Raw genomic sequence first — 25,587 nt, 5'->3', positions numbered from 1 at the left:
GCAGCGCCCGGCCGCTGCACGCCCTCGCCGGAATTGCATGAGCGACCCCACCCCCTCCCCCAAGTTTATGGATGCCCTGCGCAGCCTGGCAGGATCGCTGGTGGCAATGGTGCAGACGCGCCTCGAACTCGCCAGCGTCGAACTCGCGGAAGAACGGTCCCGGCTGATGAAGATGGCCTTGCTGGCCTGTTTCGGCCTGGTCTTCTTTGGCCTGGCCATGGTGACGCTGACCGTACTGATCACCATCGTGTTCTGGGACACCTACCGCTGGCAGGCCATGGGCGCGCTGGTCGCGATCTACCTGGCCGCCTGCGCGGTCTGCCTGGCGTTCGCCCGTCACCTGATGCGCAATGCCCCGCCCCTGTTCGAGGCCACGCTGGCCGAGATCGACAAAGACCGGGAGATCCTGCGCCGATGACTACCCCGCACAAGCCAAGCGAGCCGCCGGCGCATCCGGGCGGCAACCCGCTTCCGCCCCGCGAACACCGGCGCCCGGTGCGTTTCTCGCGCGAGGTGCGCCTGCCGCTGGCCGTCCGCAAGGAACTGCTGATCACCCGCGCCGCGCTGGAACGCTACGACTGCGCCCAGGCGCTCCATCATGTACGGGGCAGCGCCGCGCGCCTGGGCCGTTTCAGCGCGTGGCTGCCGCGCATGGCCCGGCCCGCGTCCTGGCTCAAGCTGCTGGGCCTGGCCAAGGACTACCCGCTGCTCAGCTCGGCCGTGTCACTGGCGCTGCCCCTGCTGCGCAAGACCCCGCTGCTGCGCTGGACCTGGAAGCTTTCCAAGGTGGGCCTGCTGGCTGGCGCAGGCTACCTCGCCTACCAGGCCTGGCAGAAGGGATCGGCGCCGCCGGCAGGCGAGACTCCGCCTGAATCCGTCGACACCGGATTCCGCGACCCGCTGGTACGCTAGCGTAGCGCGGCGACGCCCAGCGCAAGGCTTGCCAACCTGCCGGCCTTGCCTCCGAGAGCGCACCACACGGCAAGGCACGCGATGCGCCCTCGGCGAACCGCGGCGCGTCCCGACACCGGGGGCGCCGCAAAGGCCTTTTCGACGCAAGGTGACAGCGCCATGACCCATCGATCGGATATACAGCAGAAGTCGTTCTACCTGCTGCTCGCAGCAGTCTCGGTAGGCTTCTGCTTCGTGCTCTGGCCCTTCTTTGGCGCGGTATTCTGGGGCGCCATCCTGGCCATCATCTTCACGCCGCCCAACAACTGGCTGACCCGCCGCCTGGGCGGGCGCCGCAATCTGGCTTCGCTGACCACGCTGACCCTGTGCCTGCTGATCGTGGTGCTGCCGCTGGCTTTCGTCACCGGCGCGCTGATACAGGAAGTCAGTACCGTCTACCAGCAGATCAAGTCCGGCCAGCTCAACTTCGGCGCTTATTTCCAGCAGGCGGTGCACGCGCTGCCGCCGTCGGCGGGACGGGTGCTGGACCGATTCGGGCTCACCGACATCAGCAGCCTGCAGCAGAAGCTGACTGCCGGCGCCGCCCAGGCCAGCCAGATCATCGCCACGCAGGCGCTCAGCATCGGGCAGAACACCTTCCAGTTCGTGGTCAGCTTCGGCGTGATGCTGTACCTGCTGTTCTTCCTGCTGCGCGATGGCCCGCAGATTTCCCGGCTCATCATGCGCGCGATCCCGCTCAGCGAGCCGCATAAGCAGCATCTGCTGCGCAAGTTCACCACCGTGGCCCGCGCCACCGTCAAGGGCAATATCGCCGTGGCCGCGGTACAGGGCGCCCTGGGCGGCCTGATCTTCTGGTTCCTCGGCATCCAGGGCTCGCTGCTGTGGGGTGTGCTGATGGCCTTCCTGTCCCTGCTGCCCGCCGTCGGCGCGGCGCTGATCTGGGGACCCGTGGCGCTTTACTTCCTGCTCACCGGCGATGTCGGCAAGGGCTCCATCCTGATCGGATTCTGCGTGCTGGTGATCGGCACGGTGGACAATGTGCTGCGCCCCATCCTGGTCGGCAAGGACACCCGCATGCCCGACTGGGTGGTGCTGATCTCCACGCTGGGCGGCATGGCGCTGTTCGGGCTGAACGGATTCGTCATCGGCCCGCTGATCGCCGCGCTGTTCATCGCCAGCTGGGACCTGTCCACATCCTCGCGCGACGAGATCGAACGCCGGGATGCCGCCGCCGACCAGGAAACAACGCCGCCAGTGGACGGCGCGACCGGCCAATCCGCTGGCGCCCCCGCCGGCCCGCGCCCCGAGGCGCCGCCGCATACGGAGTGAGCTTGCCGCCGTCGTTGCCGGCCCCGAACACACCAAGGAGTGAGCATTGAGTCAAAGCAGCGAACCATCCAGCGTGCCACGCCAGGCCGCGCCGGCACCCGCCAAGGTCAAGCATTACAGCGTGCGCGAGTTGTTCCGCAAGCCGGACCGCTCGCAGTTCTCCATCTCGCCGGACGGCCGCCACCTGTCGTTTCTCGCCAGGCATCACGGCCGCCAGAACATCTTCGTGCAGGCGATCGATACCGAGGGCAACCTGCTGGGCGAGGCCCGGCCGCTGACCCGGGAAAGCGAGCGCGACCTGCCCTTCCACACCTGGAAGGGCAATGCGCACATCCTGTATGCGAAGGACTTCGGCGGCGACGAGAACTTCCACGTGCTGTCGGTGCCGATCGATGGCGGCGAACCAGTCGACCTGACGCCCTATCCGGGCGTGCGCGCGGAGATCGTCGACGATCTCGAGGACGATGAACGCCATATCCTGCTGTCGCACAACAGGCGCGACCCGCAGGTGTTCGATGTGCTGCGCGTCGACGTCGTCACCGGCGAGTCGGTCCAGATTGCCGAGAACCCCGGCAATGTGATGAGCTGGGGCACCGATCATGCGGGCCGCCTGCGCGTGGCAAGCGCCAGCGATGGCGTGAACACCACCCTGCTCTACCGGGACAGCGAGGAGGAGGACTTCCGGCCGATCCTGAGCACCGATTTCCGCGAAACGGTGGCGCCGCTGTTCTTCACCTTCGACGACAGGCAGCTGTACGTGCAATCGAATCGCGGACGCGACAAGCTGGCGATCTTCGAATTCGACCCGCATACCGCGCGGGAAGGACGCCTGGTCTTCGAACACGGCGAGGTCGATGCCGGCGGGCTGGCCTATTCCCGCAAGCGCCGCGTGCTAACCACCGCCTGGTACACCGACTGGAAAACGCACCGGCACTTCTTCGACGCGCATAGCGAGCGGGTCCATGCGGACCTGGAACGGCAGCTGCCCGGCTACGAATACCACATCACCAGCATCACGCGCGACGAGACCCGCATGATCGTCTCCGCGTCGAGCGACAAGACCGCCGGCACCCGCTACCTGTACGACAGCGGCACCGGCAGGCTGGTCACGCTCGGCAAAATACTGCCCTGGCTCGACGAGGCCGACATGGCAGCCATGCGGCCGATCCAGTTCACCTCGCGCGACGGCCTGCGGCTCCATGGCTACCTGACGCTGCCCGTGACAGCCACGGGAGAAACGGGAGAGCCGGCGCCGCAGCAAGGCCTGCCGCTCGTCGTCCATCCGCATGGCGGCCCGTGGATACGCGACGTGTGGGGCTTCGACCCCGAGGTGCAACTGCTGGCCAACCGCGGCTACGCGGTGCTGCAGATCAATTTCCGCGGCTCCACCGGCTACGGCCGCGCATTCTGGCAAGCGAGCTTCAAGCAGTGGGGCAGGACCATGCAGCGAGATATCGATGACGGCGTCGACTGGCTCGTTGCGCAAGGCATCGCGGATCCGCGGCGCATCGCCATCTATGGCGGCAGCTATGGCGGCTACGCGACGCTCGCCGGCGTCGCCTTCACGCCGGACCGCTACGCAGCGGCGATCGATTATGTCGGCGTGTCGAACCTGTTCACGCTGCTGGAGACGATTCCCGCGTACTGGACGCCCATGCTCGACATGCTCTACGAGATGATCGGCAACCCGAACGACGAGCACGACCGCAAGGCCATGCACGATGCCTCGCCGGTATTCTTCGCGGACCGGATCCGCACGCCCCTGCTGGTGGCGCAGGGCGCCAACGATCCGCGCGTGAAGCAGGCCGAAAGCGACCAGATCGTCGAGGCGCTGCGCGAGCGCGGCGTGGATGTGGAATACCTGCTCAAGGAAAACGAGGGACACGGCTTCCATAATGAGGAGAACCGCTTCGACTTCTACGAGGCGATGGATGCCTTCCTCGCCAGGCATCTGGCAAAGGCCGGCTGATTTTCGCCGAAGCGCCAGGGCTGGACCGGCCGGCGGAGCCTGCGAAACGCCAGAACAAAAAAGGCGTAGCGGTTGCCCGCTACGCCTTTTGCAATGCTGGTGGGTCGTGCGTGACTCGAACACGCGACCAACGGATTAAAAGTCCGCTGCTCTACCGACTGAGCTAACGACCCGGAAAAACTGAAGCCGCGATTATAGGAATATCTTGGCCGTTATGTCAACCTTTGAGTGCAAGCCCATCGTGCTAGGCCATGCGATCAAGGCGCCATATCTGGTAGCGGAAGCCCAGCACGGAACCGGCCAGGATGCCAGCCAGCGCAACGAAGGAGCCGATCGCCAGCGTCGATACGCCTGACAGGCCCTGCCCGACGGTGCAGCCCAGCGCCGTCACCCCGCCGGCCCCCATCAGAATGCCGCCCACCATGTGGTTGCCGACGTCCTCGGCATTGCCGAAGCCTTCCCAGCGGAAAGTGCGGGTCGCCAGCGCATAGGCCCCGGCGCCGGCCACCACGCCGAATACGCTGACGATGCCCATGGTCAGCACCTTGCTCTTGTCGCTGAACATCATCAGCCAGTCGAGCGTATAGGCGTACGGCGCGACAAAGCTCAGGCTCTCCATGCGGCCGCTGTTGCTGGCGACAAACAATTCCTCGAGCGTATTGGGATCTTCGGCGACATAGCCGATGTGCCCCGACACGTACCACATCGCCACGATGATCAGGCCCACCGCAAAACCGCCCAGCAGGTTGTCGAAGGTGCGGAAACCGCGCCCCGCAAGTGCCCAGATCACCAGCGTCCCGCCCAGCACCAGCGCTATGCCGAGTTGCAGGGTGGCGCGCGCCATGCCGCTGGCATGGGCCAGCACCGAGGGCAGGTCCTGGGTGGTGGGCAGCGTGAGCGCCACGGTATCGACGGTATTGACGCGAATCACGCCGAACAGCCCGCGCAATGTCATATAGGCCGACAGCCCGAGGAAGACGAACACCACCAGCGACTTGAGGTTGCCCGCGCCGATGCGCACCAGGGTCTTGCTGCCGCAGCCCGAGGCCAGGACCATGCCGAAGCCGAACATCAGCCCACCCGCCAGGGCGGAAAGCCAGCTGAGCTTGCTGGCGGCATAGATGGTCTTGGTGGGATCGATGTAGCCGCCCGCGGCCAGCCCTGCGGTGCCGATCATGGCCACGCCGATGGCCAGCCCCCACATCCGCATGCGGCTCCAGTCGCCCATATTGACGATGTCGGAAACCGCGCCCATGGTGCAGAAGTGCGTGCGCTGGAGCACTGCCCCAAACAGGAAGGTCAGGATGAACGTGCTTGCCAGTACGGTGCGGCTAAGCGCTGCAATGTCGATATCGGGCATGGGTGTCCGGCGGGGGAAGCGGAGCGGGTGGATGCGGCGTCCCGGGGACGGCTCTAGTAGTAGTTCTGGTTCTTGTCACAGCGACCGTCAGGCGGCACCCCGGTAGCGGGTGGGATCGGGCACGCCGGCGGCCTCGAAACCCGCGCGCCGGATGCGGCATGAGTCGCACACGCCACAGGCGCGGCCATCGTCGTCGGCCTGGTAGCAGGACACGGTCATGCCGTAGTCCACGCCAAGCCTGACCCCGGCGCGGATGATCTCGCCCTTGGTCATGTCGATAATGGGCGCGTGCACGCGGATGCGCTCGCCTTCGACGCCGGCCTTGGTGGCCAGGTTGGCGAGCGTCTCGTAGGCGGACACGTATTCGGGACGGCAATCGGGATAACCCGAGTAATCGACCGCGTTGGCGCCGAAGAACAGGTCGCGGCCGCCAACGGCTTCGGCCCAGCCGAGCGCCAGCGAGAGCATGATGGTATTGCGCGCCGGCACATAGGTGACCGGAATGCCGCCTACCGCGCCGTCGGTCGGGATGTCGAGGCTGTCGTCGGTCAGCGCGGAGCCACCGAAGCGTCGCAGGTCGAGGTCGACGATCTCATGACGCACCGCGCCCAGGGCGGCAGCCACACGCTTGGCAGCCTCCAGCTCCGAGGAGTGGCGCTGCCCATAGCGCATCGACAGTGCATAGGTCTCGAATCCCTGCGCATTGGCCATGGCAAGGACGGTGGCGGAATCCAGGCCGCCGGAAAGCAGGACGATAGCGCGTTTTTTCATGATGGCAGGCGCTGCGCCGGTAGGGCGCCACGCAAAATTCAGAGCGAATCTTGTATTTTAGCGCGACCACGACAAAAGGCCCGCAGATGCGGGCCCTGTGTCTTCCGTCTGCTGCCGGCGCGGCGCTTACTTCAGCGTCTTCAGGCGATTGCTCGCTGCCTGCGCGCCCTCGGTGCCGGGGTATTTGGCCACCACCTGCTCCAGGGTCTTGCGGGCCGCGGGCTTCTGGCCCGATTCCATCTGGTCGTTGGCGATGGCGATCAGCGCATCCGGCACCTTGGGGTGATCCGGATAGGTCTGCACCATGTTCTGCAGCACCGAGATCGAGCCGCGGTAGTCACGCTGCGCATACAGCGAGTTACCGAGCCAGTACTGCGCCAGAGGGACATACGGGCTCTGCGGGTACTTCTTGATAAAGGCCGAAAAAACGCTGCCGGCACCCTTGAAGTCCCCGGTCTGGAACTGCTTGAGCGCGGCATCGTATTCGGTCTTCTCGCCGGGTTGCGACAGCCCTTCGCGACCATCCACGGTAACCTGCTGCGGCTCGAATTTCTTCAAGCGCGCGTCGAGGTCGGCGTAGTAGTCCTTCTGCTGCTTTTGCAGCGTCGTCACCTCGTTCTGCAGCATCTCGTTCTGGCCGCGCAACCGCGCCACTTCCTGGCGCAGGCCCTCGAGCTGGTTCTGCATGTCGAGCTGGGCGCGGCTGTTCTGGTCGATACGCTGCGATGCGGTTGCCTGGAAGCCGTTGAACTGATCGCGCATGGTGACGATGGCGCGGCGTGCCTCGTCATCGTCGAACACGCCGGCCCGGGCCTGTACCGCCGGCAGCAGGCCGGCACAGGACATCGCAGCGAGCAATACCAATTTGGAGACGCGTGCTTTCATGAGATGACTATCCGCGGATTAGTACGCGATGTCCGCGCGGCGGTTTTCCGCCCACGAGGCTTCATCGTGGCCAGTTGCCTTGGGCTTTTCCTTGCCCAGGCTAACGGCTTCCATCTGGTTGTCGGGAACGCCCAGCGAAGACAGCGAGCGGCGCACGGCCTCGGCGCGCTTCTGGCCCAGCGCCAGGTTGTACTCGCTGGTGCCGCGTTCGTCGGTGTTGCCCTGGATCAGGATGCGGCGGCCCTTGTTGGCGCCCAGGTACTTGGAATGCTCAGTCAGCATGCCTTGATAGTCAGGCTTGACGCTGTAGCTGTCGAAGTCGAAGTACACGCTGCGCTTGGCCAGCGGGCTGTTCGGATCGTTGAGCGGATCGCGCGAGACATCCACCGGTGCCACGGCGCGAGCGTCGGTCGACGGCGTGCCCTTGTTGCCGGCACCCGCGTTGGCGGTATCGTCCAGTTTGACGCCGGAGCTGCAAGCGCCGAGAGCCAGCAGGGCGGCGACGGCAAGGGTTTTGGTCATCATTTGGGTCATGGCGTGGAACTCCTGGTTTACTGCATGAATGGGCCCCAGGACGGCTCGCGAACCTCGCCGGACTGGAGAGACAAAACCTGCCGGGTGCGCCCGTCAGTGGACACCGCCGCCAGCACCGAGCGACCTCCCACCCGGGTGGCATAAAGGATGTACTTGCCATTGGCGGCAAAGCTCGGCGCCTCGTCGTTGGAAGTATCGGTCAGCGAGGTGACGTCGCCGTTGCCGAGATCCATCAACTGCAGCTTGAAGCCGCCAGTGCGCGTGATATAGGCCAGTTGCTTGCCATCGGGGGAAATCCGCGGGCTCACGTTGTAGCTGCCCTTGAAGGTCACGCGCTGGGCCGCGCCGGCCTCTTCGCCGCCAGCCGGCATGCGATAGATCTGGGGCGCACCGCCGCGGTCGCTGGTGAAATAGACGCTGCGGCCGTCGGGTGCGTATTGCGGCTCGGTGTCGATGGCGCTGCTGCGCGTCAGGCGCTTGAGGCCCGAACCGTCGGCATTGACCTGGTAGATCTGGGTGTTGCCGTCGCGCGACAGCGCCACCGCCAGGCGCTGCCCGTCGGGCGACCACGAGGGCGCGCTGTTGTTGCCCTTCTGGTTCGACACCAGGGTGCGGCGGCCGGTCGCCAGGTCATGCACGTAGACCACGGGCTTCCTGGCTTCGAAAGACACATAGGCGACCTTGGTGCCGTCCGGCGACCAGGAAGGCGAGATGATCGGCTCATTGCTGGTCAGCGCCACCTGCGAGTTCTGGCCGTCGGAATCGGAGATCAGCAAGCGATAGCGCCCGCCCACGCGGGACACGTAGGAAAGGCGGGTGGCGAACACGCCCCGCTCGCCCAGCAGCTTCTCGTAGATGTAGTCGGCAATCTTGTGGCCGGTCACGCGCAGCTGGTTCCCACCGACCGTAAAGGCCAGGCCGCCAAGGCTCTGGCCCTTGACCGTATCGTAGAGACGGAAGCGCACGTCGTACTGGCCATTGCCGGTGGGCGTCACGCTGCCGGCCACGAAGGCATCGGCGCCGCGCGACTTCCAGCTGCCGAGGTCGGCATCGGCGGACTCGGCGACGGTAGCGCCGGCCACGTCGATATTGCGGAAGCGCCCGCTGCGCTGCAGGTCCCCGCGGATGATGGCGGTGAGGTTCTGGGGAGCCTGTGCTTCGCCCTGGAAATTGGCGGTGGCGATCGGGAACTGGCTGGAGCCGACGCCGGTGATTTCAACGTTCAGTTGCGCCTGCGCGCTGCCTGCCGAACAGGCCAGCGCAACCGCCAGCCAGGCAAACAGGGCGTGCGCGCGGATATTGTGCCGCCGTGCGGCCAGCCAAAGGGGGGCCCAAAGCTTTCGCATGCTGCTCCTCAGTCGAGATCAAGATTCATCGAGCGCGGCCGGCAAACAGGATGCCGTGGTACAGCAAGGATACGGGGGGCATGTCGCATGCCCGTATCCCGTGCCCCAGGCACATTCGCCGGCTGCGTCAGGCAACCTATTATCGTAGCCTTGGGACTACCACGCTTCGATGTAGGTTGCAATATGTTGCAATTCAAAACCACCGGCCGCGCTATCGCAGGGTTGCTGTATTGCGGCATCGCCACCTCCTAGTCCTTCGGCTTGAAGGTGATGGTGAAGCTGGCCGGCGCCTTGCCGTTTTCGTCGCGGGGCAGCGGGTCCGAGCGCTCGACGGCGCGCAGCACCGCGTTGTCCCAGGCCGAATTGCCGCTGGACTTTGCCACCCGGGCCGACATCAGCGAGCCATCCGGCGCCAGTTGGACGGAGACCACGGCGGCTGGATTGCCGGCAACCTCCTCGGTGAACACGATATTCGGCTTGACGCGGCGGCGCACCCGATCCGGGTAGCCCGGCGAGGCCTTGCCGCCTGAGCCCGCACCGCTGCCCGCGCTGCTGCCGACACCGCCGGCGCCGCCCGCTGCAGCCCCGCCGCCGGCGAGGGCCTGCAGCCGTGCCAGTTCGCCATGGCGCTGCGCATTGGCCGCGGCCTCGCGCTTGGCCTTGGCATCGGCATCCGCCTTGGCTTTCGCATTCGCCGCAGCCTTGGCCTCGGCATTGGCCTTCGCCCTGGCATCCGCCGCGGCCTTGGCCTCGGCATTGGCCTTCGCCCTGGCATCCGCCGCGGCCTTGGCCTCGGCATTGGCCTTCGCCCTGGCATCGGCCGCAGCCTTGGCCTCGGCATTGGCCTTCGCCCTGGCATCGGCCTCTGCGCGGGCCTTGGCGTCCGCGCGGGCCTTGGCATCGGCTTCCTTGCGCTCGCGCTCAGCCTGCTCCTTGCGCTGTTGCTGCTGCTCCTGCAGGAGCGCCTGCTTGCGTGCGTCTTGCTTGCGCAGTTCTTCCCTATGCAACTCTTCCTTGCGCAGATCGTCCTTGCGTTGCTGTTCGCGGCGCAGGTCGTCCTTGCGCTGGGCGTCCTGGCGCTCGCGCAACTCTGCCTGCTTGCGCGCCTCCTCGCGGGCTTCGGCCTCGGCCTTGCGGCGCTTCTGCTGCGCCAGCGCGATGTCGGCCTCTTCCTCGGCGCGGGATTTCACTGCCGGGGCGGGAGGCACGGGGCGCGGCTGCACTACCGGCTCGGGCACGGAGGTTACCGGCACGGGCGGCGCCGGCGCGGGAAGAGGTGGCGGGGGCGCGGTAGTGGCGGCGGGAACCTCTTCCCACAGCTCGGCCTCGGCGCCAACCGGAGTGCTGCTCTGCCAGTGCACGCCGTAGTACAGCACGATGCCCAGCAGCAAGTGCATGAAGAGCGCAAGCAGGAAGGAGCGCAGGCTTCCCCGCTCCGGGACCGGCTGATACGGATAGGCGGCGGTCTTCATGGCGCGCGGCGATGTATTACTTTGACTTGACCATCAGGCCGACGCGCTTCACGCCGTCGGCCTTGAGCACCGACATCACGTCGAGCACGGCTTCATACTTGACCGAGCGGTCGGCGGCGATCACCACCGGCTGGTCCGGGTTCTCGTTCTGGCGCTGATGCACGAAATCGATCAGGCCCGGCTTGTCGAGCTGGCGCTCGAAGGCCTTGCCTGCATTGTCCTTGCCGCGCGCGGTGAGCTGGCCATCTTCGTGCACGGTCACCACGATCGGCGGCGTGCTCTGCTGCGGCGTGGCATTGGCCACGCTCGGCAGGTCGACCACCGCGGGGTTCACGATCGGGGCTGCCACCATGAAGATGACGAGCAGCACCAGCATCACGTCGATGTAGGGCACCACGTTGATTTCGGCGCTGGCCCTGCGGCGCGAGCCGCCGCGGCGCTGTATCGCTGCCATTGCAGGATTCTCCTTGACCGGTAACTACGGTGATTTGCCGCGCGTCAGCGGGTCTGCCGTTGCAGGATATTCAGGAACTCTTCCATGAAGCTTTCGAACCGGATGGCCAGGCGATCGATCTCGGTGGCGTAGCGGTTGTAGGCAATCACGGCGGGGATGGCGGCAAACAGGCCGATGGCGGTAGCGACCAGCGCTTCCGCAATACCCGGCGCCACCGAGGCGAGCGTGGCCTGCTGCACATTGGACAAGCCGCGGAAGGCGTTCATGATCCCCCACACCGTGCCGAACAGGCCGATGTACGGGCTGACCGAGCCCACCGATGCCAGGAAAGGAAGATGCGACTCCATCACATCCATCTCGCGCTGGTAGGCCGCGCGCATGGCGCGGCGGGCGGCGTCCAGCAGCGCGCCGGCGTCGTTGTTGCGTTCGCGCGCCTTCAGGTATTCACCCATGCCGGACTCGAAGATCCGTTCCAGTGCGCCCGTGCTGTGGCGGTTATTGGCTGCGCTCTGGTAGAGAGCCTGCAGGTCGCCGCCAGCCCAGAAGTCGCGCTCGAAGCCTTCGGTCTGGGTACGCGCCGCGCGCAGCGCGAAATGTTTGCGGAAAATGTATGTCCACGAAAACAGGGACATGACGAGCAGCAGGGCCATAACGGCCTGCGCCAGCACACTGGCGTGCAACACCAGCGTAATGATCGACAGGTCTTGCGTGACGGTCACGGGGTTCATCGGGCGGTCTTGATGGTTGCAAGGACGGGAGCGGGGATGGGAGTCGGGCGAAATGTGATACGATCCACACATCCCACCCGGATGGCGCCGGTAGCCAATAACTGCTCCCCTCGCCAGGCTTCCTGGGCGAATTGGACCGACGCCGGCCCAACCCGTTCAATCTGTGTCCGGATTTCGAGCAGGTCGTCCAGACGGGCGGGGGCATTGTAGTCCACCGCCGTACTTCTGACGATGAAGACCACGCCGGTCTCATCGGCCAGCGCCTGCTGTTCGATGCCGAGCGAGCGCAGCCACTCGGTCCGGGCGCGCTCGAAGAATTTGAGGTAATTGGCGTAGAACACTACGCCGCCCGCATCGGTGTCTTCCCAGTACACCCGCAGGGCCCACACATTGTTGCTCATGGCCGCGATTGTAACGGACAGCCAGCCTGGCCCGGCGTAAACCCTTGCCCAGCATTACAACAATTACATTACCTGACAGACAAGCCATTGACTTTTCGGACAGGTGCCCGAAGCCCCGTCTTGCAGCCAGCCGGCGCCTCGCGTAAACTGCCGCCAACCATTCCATCTTGCGCGACTGGCGAAGTCAGTGGGCACTACCACGAGGAAGCGCAAGTTATCTGGCGCGATGTATCAAGCGCCTGCCGCTCGCCTGGGCAGCGAATGGGAAGCAGGGTGCGCCCTGCGCCGGACTCGCCACAGCGTCCGGTGCTGGTCGCATGTGCCTTCCCCGCGCGCCCTACCCCGAAGCCGATTCGGATCCCTTTTTTTTCAGACGAGTTTTCGCCATGTTCGAACGCAGCCGCTATACGATCGACCAGATCGACCCCGAGCTTTTTGCCGCCATCCAGAAGGAAGACCAGCGCCAGGAAGAGCACATCGAGCTGATCGCCTCGGAAAACTATACCTCGCCGGCCGTGATGGCCGCGCAAGGTTCGCAACTGACCAACAAGTACGCCGAGGGCTATCCCGGCAAGCGCTACTACGGTGGCTGCGAGTACGTCGACGTCGTCGAGCAGCTCGCCATCGACCGCGTCAAGCAGCTGTTCGGCGCCGAAGCCGCCAACGTGCAGCCCAACTCTGGCTCCCAGGCCAACCAGGGCGTGTTCTTCGCCGCCCTGAAGCCGGGCGACACCATCATGGGCATGAGCCTGGCCGAAGGCGGCCACCTGACCCACGGCATGGCGCTCAACATGAGCGGCAAGTGGTTCAACGTGGTCAGCTACGGCCTGGACGCCAATGAAGACATCGACTACGACGCGCTGGAAAAACTGGCCCAGGAAAAGCAGCCCAAGCTGATCATCGCCGGCGCCTCGGCCTTCGCCCTGCGCATCGACTTCGAGCGCATTGCCCGCGTGGCCAAGTCGGTCGGCGCCCTGTTCATGGTCGACATGGCTCACTACGCCGGCCTGATCGCCGCCGGCGAGTACCCCAACCCGGTGCCGCACGCCGACTTCGTCACCACCACCACCCACAAGAGCCTGCGCGGCCCGCGCGGTGGCGTGATCCTGATGAAGGCCGAGCACGAGAAGGCCATCAACTCGGCCATCTTCCCCGGCATCCAGGGCGGCCCCCTGATGCACGTGATCGCCGGCAAGGCCGTGGCCTTCAAGGAAGCGCTGTCGCCGGAGTTCAAGACCTACCAGCAGCAAGTGGTCAAGAACGCCCGCGTGCTGGCCGAGACCCTGATCGAGCGCGGCCTGCGCATCGTCTCGGGCCGCACCGAAAGCCACGTGATGCTGGTCGACCTGCGCGCCAAGAAGATCACCGGCAAGGAAGCCGAGAAGGTGCTGGGCGAAGCGCACATCACGGTCAACAAGAACGCCATCCCCAACGACCCGGAAAAGCCGTTCGTCACCTCGGGCATCCGCCTGGGCTCGCCGGCCATGACCACCCGCGGCTTCAAGGAAGAAGAAGCCCGCCTGGTGGCCAACCTGGTCGCCGACGTGCTGGACAATCCGCACGACGAAGCCAACATCGCCGCCGTGCGCGAGCAAGTGGCAGCCTTGACCAAGCGTTTCCCGGTCTACGGCTGATGCCCCTGCGCCACCCGCCTCCGTGCGGGTGGCCGGCAGCCCGCCATGGCGCGGGCCTTGCCAACCCAGGCCGGCGCGACCCAGAATGACAAGACGCTGCATGCGCAGCCCGCGTCCCGGCTCAAACTTCGAGGTGGTCAGGCATGAAATGCCCCTTTTGCGCTCATTCCAACACCCAGGTCCTGGACACGCGCATGTCGGAGGAAGGCGATACCGTGCGCCGCCGCCGCCGTTGCGAATCCTGCGACCGCCGCTTCACCACCTATGAGCGGATCGAACTGTTCTTCCCCGCCATCGTCAAGAAAAACGGCTCCCGCGTGGATTACACGCGCGACAAGCTGAAGGATTCGATGCGGCTGGCGCTGCGCAAGCGGCCGGTCTCCGCCGAAGCCATCGATGCCGCGATCACGCGCATCGAAGAAAAACTGCTCGCCCTCGGCGAGAAGGAAATCCCCAGCAGCCAGATCGGGGAACTGGTCATGCGCGAATTGCGCCGGCTCGACAAGATCGCCTATATCCGGTTTGCTTCGGTGTACCGGAGTTTTGAGGACGTGTCCGAGTTCTCCGATGTGCTCGCGGAAGTGACGGCGGGCAATAGCAAGCGCTGAGCACCTGCCGGCCACGGGGCCTCCCTGCCCTTGCCCCCTGGCCTTCATTTCTGGATATAGACCTCCTTCCATGCCACACGCTTCGATTTGCTCAGAAGATTGATCGGCAGCTGCGACGTGGACGAAGTCGCGTTCGACTGTTGGGTCAACGCATCGAGGTTGCCGTTGCTTAGCGCGACCAGGGATGGTCTGGACGACAGCGCGGTATTGGACAAGGCAATGCCCGTCCATGGAGACATGGCGGACGAGATGAAATTCGTGCTCGGCAGTTCGCCGCCGGTGGTCAGATCAACAGCATACAGGTAGCTCGAAGAGCCGCAGGTTGCTGCCGACGGGATATCGGTAGTGAAGACCAGGATGCCTGCCACCGCCGTCGGATTGGTGACCACACGCTCGCCCGACCCTGGCAGGTCGAAATACCAGCCAGGACTCTTGCTGAAGTCTATCGCCGGGGTGTTGCTGATATGACGCACAGACCCCGATAGTGTCACGGCTCTTTTCACGAGCGTGGTTCGCACATTGGAGATCAGCGGCACGGCGGTCATCGTGTCGACCAGCGCGTACATGGATTGCACATTGCTCACGCTCAGGTCGGATTGGCCGAGCAAAAGCCCCGTCCCCACGAAAACCAGGCGCTGGCCGTTGTAGACGGTCAGTTCCGGCGCCGAGCTGATCGGTTGGGCCTTGCCGCTGCCATCCACCAGGCTGGCAAGCTTGCTGACGTTCCACGCCGAGGTGCTGGCACCGGAGAGATCGAAGCGCCAGACGTTACCCAACAGGTCGCCGCCATATACGTAGTCAATTGTCGCGTCGGTGGCCCCGTTTGCCGCAAAAGCCGAGATATACGCCAGGCCGGAGGGCGTAGTGGTATCGCCAACCCCCGTCGACATCGACTGGATCACATTGCCCGTAGCAGGATCGAGTACGAACAGCCGCCCCTTGCCATCACCCTGCGTGCCATTGCGGGTCACATTGTTGTTGTAGCCGGAGGGCACCAGCACCACCCAGCCCATGGCCTTGGTCTTGGCAAGAACAGGCTTGCCGAAAGTCAGGCCAAGGTTGGCCGCATCAGCATTGCTGGTGGCGGAATTCGGGAACTCCCATTTCACCTTGCTGGCTACGTCCGCCGCCTTCTGTGCCGTCGAACTGGTCACGTCAAGCGCATAGTAGCCGCTGCCCCCGGCCCCCAGGCCGCCCACAAGCAGCGTTGACCAACTCTTGGTACCCGCCAGATAGACATCGCCCACGGCAGGCGTCGCATCGACGTAGTACTGATGTGCGTAGGGCGTGATCGTGTACGCATTCATTTTCCCGTTCGCCGTCAGGAGCGCGCCCGGAACGTAGGCCCAGAGTTCCGCACCGGAGCTGGCATCGAACGCATGTAGCATGCCGTCGTTTGCCCCTTGGTAAATCGCTGGCTTGCGCGAAGTAAGCTGCCTCTGGAAGCCTGCATAGCCGGCATCCGAGTAATAAGCTGCTGCGCCGGCAACATAGACCGGCTCCGCCGACACGATATCGCCAAGAAGGGATGTACGGGTGCGATACGTCGAGCCCTCCAGCGAGCGGTCCCCACGCAAGTAGGCAAGCACGCTGGGACCATCCGTCTTGCCCGGACTATTCAGCAGATTGATGGTGGAAGCCTGCAGCCCCCCCGTTCCCGAATCGAACAAGACGCCCTTGCCACCGTCGTAGGTCGCAATCAAACGGCTACCGGGCGAGCGGCCGGTCAACTGCTCACGTGCTTTCCACAGTGGCGCGGCTGCATTGATAAAACCGGTTGACGGGTCTATGGGAGCGGCAGTGAGTTCGCCGGACCAGTTCTGCCCGTTATAGCTGGCCATGAAGGCTGCGCCGCCACCGTTTGTGGAACTGACGGCGATCGCTGCATTGGACGCCGACTTGGACAGCAGGCTCTGGAGTACCTGCTGGAAGAACGAAGTCAGGTCAGCTGCATTGGTGGCACGGAACATCTGGCCACGGCCATTGATCGTGGCATGCCAAAGGTCGTCCAGGGCGTTCGGGCTGTAATTCTGGGATGTGGCCACCCAGGTTGGGGGGTTTAGGTTGGGGCTGTTGGCCTGCGCCGTGTTCTGCCCATAGATATAGCCTTTGGCCCCCAGAGCGACCGCATAGGTGTTCATATGCAGATTGGGGTTCTTGTCGGCATTCCAGGAAGTATCCGTCGTATTCACCGGCACCAGGCCCGCAGTGAGATCGGAGCGCAGGTTGTTGACGAAGTACGAACTGGCGATGTCCGCCAGCGAAGGTTTGGGGATGTTTGTATAAGGCGCGCTGTTGATGAGGCTGCTGGACGACAGGTAGCTGGGCGGCGCCACTGTCGACTTGTTGGCATAGCCGTCAGTCAGGATAAAGCCGGCATTCTGCTGGCATGCGTACTTGACCGGCGCGTTGGCGTCCGTCCTCATGAACTGGCTGCCGATGAAGTTGAGTGTTTCCAACGTGGGCGTGCCGCCAGACGCCACGCTCTGATAGATCGCTCCCAATAAAGCGGATCCGCTCTTTGCATTATCGGTCGACGAAAAATCGTACATCGTGATGGCGCTACCGGCTCCCGAATTGAAGTTGGTATAGCCGCCAAACATGCCCTTCAGGTTCGTCAATACCTGTCCCATACCCGACGCCAACATCAACTTGCGCTTGCGATAGTACTGAAACCAGTTGGCGAAATTCTGCAATTCATCGGTGTATGTGCGACCGCTGGGGAACTTCTGGCTATTTGCGGCAGTGATCTGCCACTCACGCACAAAGCCGCCATCAGGCATTGCGATACAGCCAGCGGTACTGGCCGTGCAGGTCGCATCCTTGACATAGTACGTCGCTGGACGGTACGGGAGTGACACGTCCCAGTAGGTCACATTGGATGGCACGGGAAGATCGGCGTTGATATTGATGGTTCCCCAGCTACCGCCATTTTTCCTGTAGGTAATCTGCGTGAGCCCGTTTGCTGACGCCCATGCAAGAGGAATAACCATGCCGGGATACATGCGGAAGGTTGTGTTGGCGCCTGGATTGCTTTGCACTGCAACGGTCCCGGCCAGATTCCACACATAAGGTGAGGACGAAGTCTGCGTCGGATAGTACGGATGGCTGCGCACCGCCGCCGTGCTTGCGGCGCTGAAGCTCTTCATGGCTCCGCCAATGTAGGCGGATGGCCACGGCACGTAAGTCACGCTCGGGTTGTAGTACAGCGGGTTGTAGTCCGAACTACGCATGTACGAGTACTGCGGCAATGGCGGCACCGCATAGTGGTCGGATGTCGAATCGGCGTAGCGCCGCAGATCGCTGTCGTTACTGCTGCTTTGTCCGTTCGGGAAAAGATAGGCATACTTCATCCAGCCATTGCCGGCCGATCCGTTGTCGTTGAAGTTGAACTTGCCGCCCGAGTAGAAGTTCTTGTTGCCCGTATCCCACCACAACGCGCCATCGCTCGTATTCATCAGGACCTCGAAGTCCATCGAACCCGAATCGTCAATGCCAAAGATGACATTTGGCGCAGCCTGGGACGTCGCAGACAGCGGCGTGACGGCAATGTCGGTCGAGGCAGAGTAGGCCGAAATCATCGCCAACGCCGAAATCCCCAGGCAGACCTTCAGCAACGTAGAGAGTTTCATGGGCTGGTTATCTGTTGAGAATTGCCTGAACGAAGGTCTCGCCGCTACGCGGGCTCGTGACATGCACCGTGACCCGATAAGCGACTTGCGGCAGTTGCAGGGGCGTTGAGCCCACCTGATTGCTGCTCGGCCCCTGAACCGCTTTGGCACGGGCGGTACACTGTCCGTAAGGATCGGTTACCGGCGTCGAACTGCACAGGCGCTCGACGACATACTGATACTGCAGGCCACCGTTGGTCACCTTGACTTGCGGAAAACCGGTGGTGTCCGCCCAGTTCACGTCAGGCAAGCCATTCTGGTCCGATGTGAAAGTGCCGGTGGTTGCGTAGTACTGCTTGCCAGTGTCCGTGGCATCCGGGCTGGCAACCTCGTCAAGCATGGCCTTCGCCGCAGTCAGGGCAAGATCGGCAGCCTGGCTCGCCGCCTCCTTGAAAGCGACATTGCCCGCCGTGGTTCCAGACACCGCCCCGGACCGCAGCAATGATACGGCGGACACCAGGATAGCCAGCAGGATGATCAGCACTATCGGAAGTGCGAGCCCTCTCTGGGCACGACGCGATCGCATGCTCACTATTCTCCGAACACGATATTCTTGAGCGGTATGACGAGGCTCTGCGTACGGTAGCGATAGCATTGCCAATTCTGCGTCGCGCTCAGGTCGGCCGTCACAGCCGCCCCCAGCGGCGAAGCCGTAGCGGGGAATATCACCGGCAACGTTGCAGCCGTGGTCGCATCGCATGCCGCGCCCGCGCCGCCCGAAGGCTTCACCGCAGCCGGAATCCGCGTCACCAGACCGACACGGATTGCCCGGATCTGACTCATGCTCGCCGCGCTTAGCGGCCATGCCCACGCGCCGCTTCCATCAACCCATTGAGAAATGCTCATGCCGGCGCCGGTCGCCACGCCATATTGCGCGCGCATGTGGACCACGTTCTCGGCCATCGGCGTCGCCGGGGTATTTGCCGCGGCAAACCGATCGGCGAGTTCAAGCATGGCGGTCGCATTGTTGACCTGGTAGGTCTTCCATGAAAATACCCCTGCATTCATCACGCTGGCACCTGCGCCATACAGTTGTGGATTGGAGAACGCCACGGTTGCCGGAGGATTCCAGTTGCCGCTGCCAGCCGCATGTGCGATCTGCGTGCTGTTGGCCTGCAACGAGGTACCGCTGACTTGCATGACGGTACACGGCGAGGTCACGCTGCCGTTGCCGCTGTACACGGATACCAGCAGCACCGATCCTTGTACATTCGGGCCCGGAATGGTGATCCCCTGCGCCGAGGGCACGTTTAGCGGATCCGTACCCGCGGCCATTCCGGTGCTGAGGGCGATAGGTGCAGCAGCGCTTATCGAGGAACTTCCGGCGACGGAAATGGTGTCCGATGCGCCCACCCCGCCCGGGTGCGTCACCCATACGGGAGCGATGGCGGCATTGTCGATCAGCACGCCATTGAAATACGCGTTCAGTGCCGGGCAGATGATTGTGGACTGATTGTTGCGGCCAGCGGAGGCAACCCCCACGCCCGCTCCCTTGACATCACGTTCGATCGCCAGCATCGCCAACACGCTGCTGTCGGCGGCCGCGCTGGTCCCGAACTGCGTGCGCTTGAAATCCTCGAAGAAGTAGGTTGCGCTGACAATCGCGACGCCGGCAATCAAGCCGACCAGGAGGCCGACCAGAAGCTCAATCAGCGTAAAGCCGCTGGTACGCAGATGCGAGTGAAGCCTGGCGTGCATGGCTTGGCTATTTGAGATTGGTGGTGGTGACGGCGTTGTGCCAGGTGGTCAGGCTCAGATAGGTCTTCTCCTGCGCTTCTCCCGCAAGCTTCCATTGCAGGGTGACGGTCAGGTTTCCGGTGATTGCGTCGTACACCACGCTGGGTGCGTGCTGATCATCGGAGGGCAGCGCGCCTTTCACGCGCTTCAGCCAATCTGTGGCGATGGCTTGACCGGTGCCGGCAGTGCACCCGCCGCCGGCGGGCACCGTGTAGCAGGCAGCGTTCGCAGCATCCACGCTGGCGACCCCGATGATCTCTGCTGCGTAGTACTGCGCCACGGTTCGGTAGCGCGTTTGGGAATTCTGCTTGGCCGCAAGCAGGGTTGCCGCGCACAAGCCAACGATTCCTACCGAGAACAGTGTCAATGACACCAACGCCTCGATGAGCGCAAAGCCTTGGACGCGTGGTTTCATGTCAGCATGCCATCAAGCTGTTGGCAGCGGCCGCGGGATTGCACACGCGCGCCTGCCCCAAGGCCGACAGCGCCACGCGCAAGCATTGCGCGGTTCCGCCACCGGCGCGGCAGGCGGCGCTGCCGCTAGCCGGCTGGACATCAAATCGGGGCAGCGCTGCCGCCGGCCCGCTGCAATCAGCCAACAGCACGCGTCCGGTACCATCAAAGCAGACTGATGCCTGGTTCGAGGCCAGTGCCACCGAGCGGCTCAACTCCGGCGGAGACGCGGAATAGCCCGCGAATCCGGCAGCGCTCGGTACTGCGTAGGACCAGCCCGTTGCGGACACCGTAAAGGTGGTCATCCGGTTGCGGTTGAGTGCTTCGACACGCGCTGCCTTAAGGTCGGAAGACAACTGTTCGCTGATGGCGCGCAAGCGGCTGTTCTGCAAATAGTCGCTCATGCCCGGCACGCCAAGCATCAGCAGAATGGAAATGATGGAGATGACTGCCATCATTTCCACAAGGGATATTCCCTTGGCCCTCATCTCAGCAATTCCCCTGGGTCAGCCACCAGCAGGTGCCGGTCACCGCATGCCCCTTATATGCGCTGGTGCCTTTGTTGCCGGTCTGGTCAAGCGTATAGGTATAGCCGGCCACCGCACCCTGGCCCTGCGCGGTGGCCGTGTATCCCTGAGTGGTCAGGACGCACTGGTAAGTAAAATTTGTCGAAGAGGTCGAAACATTGCAAGCGGCAACCCCATAGTTGCCGTTGTCCTGAAAGCTCTGCTCCATGCGCAAGCCGAAAACGGAAAGTGTGTCGAAGGCTTCCGATAGCTTGCTGCGCGTTATGTAGTCCGAGTAGATCGGAACGGAGATCATTGACAGGATGGCGAGGATCGCGACCGTCACCATCAGTTCGATCAAGGTGAATCCGCGTGCCGCCCCACATCCGTGCCGCCCGGATCCAGGCCGGGTATCTTGCTGTGTGGGGAAACGCGGCGCGGTCGCGGCATGGCGAAGCGGCGCGTGCATGTCAGCGCCGCCGGCGAGAAGACGAAAGCAGTCGCTGCGTGAGCGAAATTGTGACCCAGTTCATATGACCCCCGGTTGAATGACTCATCCGGATTCCGGCATCCCGCTCTGTGGCGGAAGCGCCGAACCCATCCCGATATTTTTTAATTTTCTGCAGGCCGGAGGCACACGCACCAGCCTTGATGACGTCATGGCACATCCCGCTGCCCGCGCCACCCCGCTATAGTGGGGGAAAGGATAGCGAAGTGTCAATTGCGTTACTTTCCCGTGCCGGATTTCGCTTCCAGCGTTGGATTGCGGCCACATGGATGTATGCAACATTAGTTATCAAACTCTTCACAGCCAGGCACGTTTCGCCCGTCGTTTGACCGGCATCCTGAGCAGGTCGCCACTGCCGAGCGAAACTGCCATGCCACCGACGAAAACCCCTTCCACGCGCTCAGGCGAGCGCACCAATCCTGCCAGCCTCCGGTCGGCGGCATCCAGCTCCCGCGTCGTACCAGCGTGGCATACGCGTGCGGGAAGACGCCAGGCCGCCTCCCCTTTCCGCACCACCAGGCCGTCCACCCGCGGCTACCTCCTGATCGAATCCCTCACCGCCCTCGCCGTGCTCGGCGTCGGCCTGCTCCCGCTCGCCACGCTCGCGCCTGTCGTGCTGGGTGCGCTGCGCCACTACGAGATCCTCGCCCATGCGACACGCGCGGCCGCCGAACTGGCGGAACTGGAACAACCGGCCATGGCCCTGTCACCGCTGCACGCGCGCGGCATCGGCCCGGATCATCTACGGTTGTGCCGGTCGCTCATCCCGGCGGGCGGCGACGATGGTCTGCCCGGCTGCACGGCAGGGCCCAGGCTGGCAGTCGTCGGACCGCTGCGCTCATCCCCGACCCGGCCCGGCGGCGTGCATGACGCGGCCGCGCTGCGGGTCGTCGCGCTATGGATCCGGCCGTGAAGACCGCCCCCACGCACGGCATCCTCCGGCGGGCCGGCCTGGCCAAAGGGCGCGCCCCAGGCTTCTCGCTGATCGAGCTGATGATCGGCCTGGCACTTGGCCTGCTGGTCAGCGCTCTGGCTGCGGCGGCGTTCCATGCGGCACAGCTGGCTTACCGCACCGCGGTCGACCTGGCGCTGCTGGAGGAGCGAGGCCAGCGCGCGCTTGCCATCGTCTCCCATCTGATCCGGCATGGTGGCTGGCGGCCCCCGGCTGCAACCATGCCGGCCGGGGCACCGCCGGCTGTCACCGGGCGCGACGATTGCGGCCAGCCCGGCATCGCCGCGCTGCCAACCTGCGCGCGGCGCGGCATCAACGGCAGCGATGCGTTGCTGGTGCGCTTCAGCGGCAGCGGACGCGCGCACGATCCCACCCTGCCCGACCAGACCATGACCGACTGCAGCGGCTACGCGTTGCCGGCCGCCAGCGCAGGCGGCGCTGGCGATGAAAGCGCAGACGCCTATGCCGGCACCAGCCTGCTCTATATAGGCAGCGGCGCCGACGGCGAGCCGCAACTTCTGTGCCGCTATGCCAGCCGGCGCGACGGGCGGGTGCAACGGGACAACTGGACCTCGGGTGCACTGGTGCGCGGCGTGGAGACCATGCAGTTGCGCTACGGCATCGATACCGATGGCGACGGCAAGGCCGATGCCTTCCTGCCCGCCGAGGCGCTGCTCGGCAGGGGAAACGCAGCATGGGGCGAGGTGCTGGCGGTGCAGGTGGTGCTGGTGCTGCGCGGCGAGCGCCTGTTGCCGCAGGCAGCCGTGGCCGCCACGCTCGCCTTGTTCCCGCCGCGCGCGCCCGACGGTCGTGGCAGCGCCGGCATGCAAGCCGACGACACCGTATTCGCGGTTCCCACCCACCCGGCCTTGATGCGCCGGGTGTTCTCGGCATCCGTGCGCCTGCGCAATGCCGGCTCGTGCGAGGAGACGCTATGTTGAATTCTGCGCCTGCGCCTTACCCGTCTCGCTGCAAGCGCGCCGGCGGAAGCGCGACCCTGGTGCTCACAGCGGCAATGCTGCTACTGGTGGCGGCCACCACGCTGGCCGGCCTGCACTTCCTGCTCCACAGCCGGCAGATCGCCTCCTACCAGCTCGAGCGCGAAATCGCGTTCCGCGCGGCTGACACCGCGCTGCTCGATGCCGAAGCGGAGTTGCTGGAAGCGCTGCGCGCCGGCGCTGCCGGGGCCGATGTGCGCCTTGCCGCCTGGCCTGCGCCGGGCCAGTGCGGGGGCGGCGCCCAGCGCGGCCTGTGCCGGCCTGCCGCGGACGTCCCGCCGCCGTGGGTGGACTGGCTGGATTCGCGCCGGCCGGATGATGCCACCGGCATCGCGGCAGGCAGCTTCAGCGGCGTCAACCTGCCGATACTGCCGCCCGGGGCGATTGGCACCGGCACCCTGCCGCGCTATGTGGTGGAACTGCTGCATGAACGCCCGCCTGGCGAACAGCTGGGGCGGAGCTATGCGGCCGGCACGGCGCCGCGGCTGCGCTTTCGCATTACGGCGCTGGGCACCGGGCGCGACGCAGCGGTGCGCAGTTTGCTGCAGAGCGAGTTTCAGCCATGACGCTCGCCTCACGGTGTTGCGATGCGCTGGCCGCCCTCTGCAGCAGCCTGCTTTGGGCCGCTGGGGCGCAGGCCACCGCCGCGGCGCCAGCGCCGGGCTCGCTGAGCTATATCGCCGAAGCCGGCCGGCATCCCTGGACCGGCCGCCTGCTGGCGCTGGCGCTTCCATCGGGGGAGCAGGGAGCCGCACAAGCAATGCCAATGCCCGCCTGGGAAGCCGGCGCGTTGCTCGATGCGCGCGATCCGGACTCGCGCCGCCTGTTCTCCGCACAGGAAGCACCGGACGGTATGCCGCCGTACCTTGTCACCCTGCGATGGGAGACACTGGATACCTCAACGCGGGATCTGCTGGCGCAAGCCAGCGACGATGGCCGTCCGGATGACCAAGGCCGGCAACGGCTCGCGCGGCTGCGGGGCGCATGGCCAGCCGCGAACCAGCCTGTGCATCTGTCACCCACGGCGCCGGGACGGCTCGGGCGCCCGGCCGGCACGCCGCCCGTGCTGGTGCCGCCCCCCATCTGGATACCTGGCAGGCCGGGACACGCCGAATTCGCCGTTCAGCACAGCGCGCGCCGGGCGCTGGTCTGGCTCGGCACGCACGACGGAATGCTGCACGCCTTCGACGCCAGTTCGGGCGAGGAAATCCTGGCCTACCTGCCGCGCGGCCTGCTCAAGGAGAGCGCAGCCTGGTCATCGCGGGCCCTGCGATCGTCGGCGGCGCCTGCAGCGCAAGCCGCGGAGGCCACCCCGCCCGCCGCGCCCTGCCCCTATCCCGAAGCGGCCGATGTCGCGCTCGAACCCGGCCGCTGGCGCACCGTATTGCTGTGTGGCTTTCCCACCAGCATCCCGGACCCGGCCAGGCCTGCCGTGCAACGGGCGCCAGCGGGCGTGTTCGTGCTCGATATCACCGACACCGCCGCACAGCCACCGCTGGGACTGCTCTGGGAAGCACAGGCGTCGGATGCGCTGCCGCTGGCGCCGGCCGGCCCTGTGCGCGCCTTGGCGCTGGCCACCGCCAAGGGCCAGCGCTGGTACGCCATGGTGGCGCTGGCTGCCGCGCATGGCGGCCAGCGCCAATCCGGCAAGGCGCACGATACCCGGCCCGGCCACCGGGCGGGCCTGGCACTGCTGCCGCTGGACAAACCCGCCCACGCCCCCTGGCAGGGGCGCCACGCGGTACCGCGACTGCAATTGCCAGCCAGCGGCTGCGGGACTGCCACGTCCAGCCCGGCGCTACTGGCGGCGACCGTCCTGCCGGACTTCGCCGGCGCGGCCCTGGCGGCTTATGCCGTGGATGCCGTCGGCCGGCTCTGGCGCTTCGATCTGCACGGCGATCCCCCATGGCACGACAGCGACAACCGGGTCCGCTGCATTCACCGCGCGGAGAGCCAGACCCCAAGCCCGCCGCGTGCAACGCCCCCAACCGGCGCGCCGGCGGCCCCGGCACCCGTCATCGTGAGCGCTCCCGGAGGCCACCTCGTGGTGTACGGCGGCGGCAACCACATCACCGCCGTGTTCGACCACGCCACCCTTGCCAGCGCGAGCGAGTCCGGAAGCCAGCCCCGGCGCATCTCGGCCCAGGCCAGGGAAGGCGGCGTCGTGTTGCGCCGGCAGCCGTGCGCGCCGGACTGCCTGGGCATGGCCGGCTGGCACCTGCCCTTGCCCAATCCCGGCGAGCGGCTCGACCGCATCCTCGCCGCCGACACAGGCTATCTGGGCTTGGTGACCCGCACGCCCGATGCACGCCAGCGCATCTATCTGGTCCACGCGCTGAGCGGCGAGTCCATCGCGCGG

At 65.2% G+C, this 25,587-nt stretch carries 25 protein-coding genes, 1 tRNA gene and 1 riboswitch; of the genes, 10 read left to right on the top strand and 16 right to left on the bottom strand.

From position 1 onward, the window contains the following. Positions 1–37 precede the first annotated feature (37 nt). The 4 genes from P3W85_RS11735 (at position 38) to P3W85_RS11720 (ending at position 4,210) form a co-directional block, all read left to right on the top strand. Positions 38–418 carry a phage holin family protein gene (locus P3W85_RS11735; protein WP_035817555.1) on the top strand — a complete coding sequence of 127 codons (381 nt, stop codon included), beginning with the start codon at positions 38–40 and terminating at the stop codon, positions 416–418. Beyond that, positions 415–912: a DUF3318 domain-containing protein gene (locus P3W85_RS11730; RefSeq protein ID WP_276264913.1), complete on the top strand. Its 498-nt coding sequence runs from the start codon at positions 415–417 to the stop codon at positions 910–912. Before P3W85_RS11735 ends, P3W85_RS11730 begins: the two co-directional genes overlap by 4 nt. Positions 913–1,071: 159 nt before the next feature. Continuing rightward, complete coding sequence (locus P3W85_RS11725; protein ID WP_276264912.1) at positions 1,072–2,241, top strand: AI-2E family transporter; 1,170 nt, start codon at positions 1,072–1,074, stop codon at positions 2,239–2,241. Positions 2,242–2,287: 46 nt separating this feature from the next. Then, a complete protein-coding gene (locus P3W85_RS11720) occupies positions 2,288–4,210 on the top strand; it encodes a S9 family peptidase (RefSeq protein WP_430869536.1) in 1,923 nt (640 codons plus the stop codon). A 97-nt stretch (positions 4,211–4,307) separates the two neighbouring features. On the opposite strand, the gene P3W85_RS11715 is transcribed toward P3W85_RS11720, so the two are convergent. The 10 genes from P3W85_RS11715 to ybgC all read right to left on the bottom strand — a co-directional run bounded on the left by P3W85_RS11715 (position 4,308) and on the right by ybgC (position 12,161). Next, positions 4,308–4,383 (bottom strand) — tRNA-Lys (locus P3W85_RS11715). Between the two features lie 71 nt (positions 4,384–4,454). Further along, entirely contained in the window at positions 4,455–5,570 is a 1,116-nt protein-coding gene (locus P3W85_RS11710; protein WP_276264911.1) for a YeeE/YedE family protein, read from the bottom strand. An 87-nt stretch (positions 5,571–5,657) separates the two neighbouring features. Further along, positions 5,658–6,341 (bottom strand): 7-cyano-7-deazaguanine synthase QueC, encoded by a 684-nt coding sequence (queC, locus tag P3W85_RS11705; RefSeq protein WP_017230673.1) that lies wholly within the window; start codon positions 6,339–6,341, stop codon positions 5,658–5,660. A gap of 126 nt (positions 6,342–6,467) precedes the next feature. Beyond that, complete coding sequence (gene ybgF, locus P3W85_RS11700) at positions 6,468–7,226, bottom strand: tol-pal system protein YbgF (protein ID WP_035817553.1); 759 nt, start codon at positions 7,224–7,226, stop codon at positions 6,468–6,470. 18 nt (positions 7,227–7,244) lie between these two features. After that, on the bottom strand, positions 7,245–7,760 hold the full coding sequence (pal, locus tag P3W85_RS11695) for a peptidoglycan-associated lipoprotein Pal (RefSeq protein WP_017230671.1): 516 nt from the start codon (positions 7,758–7,760) through the stop codon (positions 7,245–7,247). 17 nt (positions 7,761–7,777) lie between these two features. Beyond that, positions 7,778–9,106 carry a Tol-Pal system beta propeller repeat protein TolB gene (gene tolB / locus P3W85_RS11690; protein ID WP_017230670.1) on the bottom strand — a complete coding sequence of 443 codons (1,329 nt, stop codon included), beginning with the start codon at positions 9,104–9,106 and terminating at the stop codon, positions 7,778–7,780. A gap of 248 nt (positions 9,107–9,354) precedes the next feature. Continuing rightward, positions 9,355–10,578: a cell envelope integrity protein TolA gene (gene tolA, locus P3W85_RS11685; RefSeq protein WP_276264910.1), complete on the bottom strand. Its 1,224-nt coding sequence runs from the start codon at positions 10,576–10,578 to the stop codon at positions 9,355–9,357. 16 nt (positions 10,579–10,594) lie between these two features. Continuing rightward, positions 10,595–11,032, bottom strand: a complete 438-nt coding sequence (gene tolR, locus P3W85_RS11680; RefSeq protein ID WP_017227209.1) for a protein TolR — start codon at positions 11,030–11,032, stop codon at positions 10,595–10,597. 44 nt (positions 11,033–11,076) lie between these two features. Beyond that, on the bottom strand, positions 11,077–11,760 hold the full coding sequence (tolQ, locus tag P3W85_RS11675; RefSeq protein WP_017227210.1) for a protein TolQ: 684 nt from the start codon (positions 11,758–11,760) through the stop codon (positions 11,077–11,079). After that, complete coding sequence (gene ybgC, locus P3W85_RS11670; RefSeq protein WP_035812085.1) at positions 11,757–12,161, bottom strand: tol-pal system-associated acyl-CoA thioesterase; 405 nt, start codon at positions 12,159–12,161, stop codon at positions 11,757–11,759. The genes tolQ and ybgC overlap by 4 nt, the downstream gene beginning before the upstream one ends. A 161-nt stretch (positions 12,162–12,322) precedes the next feature. After that, a riboswitch (ZMP/ZTP riboswitch) is annotated at positions 12,323–12,424 on the top strand. Between the two features lie 123 nt (positions 12,425–12,547). On the opposite strand from ybgC, the gene glyA reads away from it, so the two are divergent. Beyond that, the gene (glyA, locus tag P3W85_RS11665) at positions 12,548–13,795 is read left to right on the top strand and encodes a serine hydroxymethyltransferase (protein ID WP_276264909.1); all 1,248 of its coding nucleotides are present in this window, start codon (positions 12,548–12,550) and stop codon (positions 13,793–13,795) included. Positions 13,796–13,938: 143 nt separating this feature from the next. Then, a complete protein-coding gene (nrdR, locus tag P3W85_RS11660; protein ID WP_035812089.1) occupies positions 13,939–14,403 on the top strand; it encodes a transcriptional regulator NrdR in 465 nt (154 codons plus the stop codon). A 44-nt stretch (positions 14,404–14,447) separates the two neighbouring features. On the opposite strand, the gene P3W85_RS11655 is transcribed toward nrdR, so the two are convergent. From P3W85_RS11655 to P3W85_RS11630, 6 genes are read right to left on the bottom strand one after another with little or no spacing between them, the layout of a single operon-like run. Further along, positions 14,448–18,035, bottom strand: a complete 3,588-nt coding sequence (locus tag P3W85_RS11655; RefSeq protein WP_276264908.1) for a pilus assembly protein — start codon at positions 18,033–18,035, stop codon at positions 14,448–14,450. A gap of 7 nt (positions 18,036–18,042) precedes the next feature. Continuing rightward, positions 18,043–18,558, bottom strand: a complete 516-nt coding sequence (locus tag P3W85_RS11650) for a pilus assembly PilX family protein (RefSeq protein WP_276264907.1) — start codon at positions 18,556–18,558, stop codon at positions 18,043–18,045. Positions 18,559–18,605: 47 nt separating this feature from the next. Then, on the bottom strand, positions 18,606–19,772 hold the full coding sequence (locus P3W85_RS11645) for a PilW family protein (RefSeq protein ID WP_276264906.1): 1,167 nt from the start codon (positions 19,770–19,772) through the stop codon (positions 18,606–18,608). 7 nt (positions 19,773–19,779) lie between these two features. After that, positions 19,780–20,226: a type IV pilus modification PilV family protein gene (locus P3W85_RS11640; protein ID WP_017227217.1), complete on the bottom strand. Its 447-nt coding sequence runs from the start codon at positions 20,224–20,226 to the stop codon at positions 19,780–19,782. A gap of 1 nt (position 20,227) precedes the next feature. Next, the gene (locus tag P3W85_RS11635) at positions 20,228–20,752 is read right to left on the bottom strand and encodes a GspH/FimT family pseudopilin (protein WP_276264905.1); all 525 of its coding nucleotides are present in this window, start codon (positions 20,750–20,752) and stop codon (positions 20,228–20,230) included. 1 nt (position 20,753) lies between these two features. Further along, entirely contained in the window at positions 20,754–21,239 is a 486-nt protein-coding gene (locus P3W85_RS11630) for a type IV pilin protein (RefSeq protein WP_276264904.1), read from the bottom strand. 409 nt (positions 21,240–21,648) lie between these two features. On the opposite strand from P3W85_RS11630, the gene P3W85_RS11625 reads away from it, so the two are divergent. From P3W85_RS11625 to P3W85_RS11610, 4 genes are all read left to right on the top strand, one after another. Then, complete coding sequence (locus P3W85_RS11625; protein WP_276264903.1) at positions 21,649–22,191, top strand: type IV pilus modification PilV family protein; 543 nt, start codon at positions 21,649–21,651, stop codon at positions 22,189–22,191. Next, on the top strand, positions 22,188–23,171 hold the full coding sequence (locus tag P3W85_RS11620) for a PilW family protein (protein WP_276264902.1): 984 nt from the start codon (positions 22,188–22,190) through the stop codon (positions 23,169–23,171). Before P3W85_RS11625 ends, P3W85_RS11620 begins: the two co-directional genes overlap by 4 nt. Next, positions 23,165–23,794: a pilus assembly protein gene (locus P3W85_RS11615; protein ID WP_276264901.1), complete on the top strand. Its 630-nt coding sequence runs from the start codon at positions 23,165–23,167 to the stop codon at positions 23,792–23,794. Before P3W85_RS11620 ends, P3W85_RS11615 begins: the two co-directional genes overlap by 7 nt. Further along, positions 23,791–25,587, top strand: a 1,797-nt coding sequence (locus P3W85_RS11610; protein WP_276264900.1) for a hypothetical protein, incomplete at its 3' end; no start/stop codon positions are given. The genes P3W85_RS11615 and P3W85_RS11610, both read left to right, overlap by 4 nt.

Source organism: Cupriavidus basilensis (assembly GCF_029335485.1).
Classification (GTDB): Bacteria; Pseudomonadota; Gammaproteobacteria; order Burkholderiales; family Burkholderiaceae; genus Cupriavidus; species Cupriavidus basilensis_E.
This window is presented reverse-complemented; position numbering and strand designations above follow the sequence as displayed.

Bases quoted from the DNA above. Each gene is read 5' to 3' on its own strand.
- P3W85_RS11735 (WP_035817555.1), top strand. From the start codon at position 38: ATGAGCGACCCCACCCCCTCCCCCAAGTTTATGGATGCCCTGCGCAGC.
- P3W85_RS11730 (WP_276264913.1), top strand. From the start codon at position 415: ATGACTACCCCGCACAAGCCAAGCGAGCCGCCGGCGCATCCGGGCGGC.
- P3W85_RS11725 (WP_276264912.1), top strand. From the start codon at position 1,072: ATGACCCATCGATCGGATATACAGCAGAAGTCGTTCTACCTGCTGCTC.
- P3W85_RS11710 (WP_276264911.1), bottom strand. From the start codon at position 5,570: ATGCCCGATATCGACATTGCAGCGCTTAGCCGCACCGTACTGGCAAGC.
- queC (WP_017230673.1), bottom strand. From the start codon at position 6,341: ATGAAAAAACGCGCTATCGTCCTGCTTTCCGGCGGCCTGGATTCCGCC.
- ybgF (WP_035817553.1), bottom strand. From the start codon at position 7,226: ATGAAAGCACGCGTCTCCAAATTGGTATTGCTCGCTGCGATGTCCTGT.
- pal (WP_017230671.1), bottom strand. From the start codon at position 7,760: ATGACCCAAATGATGACCAAAACCCTTGCCGTCGCCGCCCTGCTGGCT.
- tolB (WP_017230670.1), bottom strand. From the start codon at position 9,106: ATGCGAAAGCTTTGGGCCCCCCTTTGGCTGGCCGCACGGCGGCACAAT.
- tolA (WP_276264910.1), bottom strand. From the start codon at position 10,578: ATGAAGACCGCCGCCTATCCGTATCAGCCGGTCCCGGAGCGGGGAAGC.
- tolR (WP_017227209.1), bottom strand. From the start codon at position 11,032: ATGGCAGCGATACAGCGCCGCGGCGGCTCGCGCCGCAGGGCCAGCGCC.
- tolQ (WP_017227210.1), bottom strand. From the start codon at position 11,760: ATGAACCCCGTGACCGTCACGCAAGACCTGTCGATCATTACGCTGGTG.
- ybgC (WP_035812085.1), bottom strand. From the start codon at position 12,161: ATGAGCAACAATGTGTGGGCCCTGCGGGTGTACTGGGAAGACACCGAT.
- glyA (WP_276264909.1), top strand. From the start codon at position 12,548: ATGTTCGAACGCAGCCGCTATACGATCGACCAGATCGACCCCGAGCTT.
- nrdR (WP_035812089.1), top strand. From the start codon at position 13,939: ATGAAATGCCCCTTTTGCGCTCATTCCAACACCCAGGTCCTGGACACG.
- P3W85_RS11655 (WP_276264908.1), bottom strand. From the start codon at position 18,035: ATGAAACTCTCTACGTTGCTGAAGGTCTGCCTGGGGATTTCGGCGTTG.
- P3W85_RS11645 (WP_276264906.1), bottom strand. From the start codon at position 19,772: ATGCACGCCAGGCTTCACTCGCATCTGCGTACCAGCGGCTTTACGCTG.
- P3W85_RS11640 (WP_017227217.1), bottom strand. From the start codon at position 20,226: ATGAAACCACGCGTCCAAGGCTTTGCGCTCATCGAGGCGTTGGTGTCA.
- P3W85_RS11635 (WP_276264905.1), bottom strand. From the start codon at position 20,752: ATGAGGGCCAAGGGAATATCCCTTGTGGAAATGATGGCAGTCATCTCC.
- P3W85_RS11630 (WP_276264904.1), bottom strand. From the start codon at position 21,239: ATGCACGCGCCGCTTCGCCATGCCGCGACCGCGCCGCGTTTCCCCACA.
- P3W85_RS11625 (WP_276264903.1), top strand. From the start codon at position 21,649: ATGCCACCGACGAAAACCCCTTCCACGCGCTCAGGCGAGCGCACCAAT.
- P3W85_RS11615 (WP_276264901.1), top strand. From the start codon at position 23,165: ATGTTGAATTCTGCGCCTGCGCCTTACCCGTCTCGCTGCAAGCGCGCC.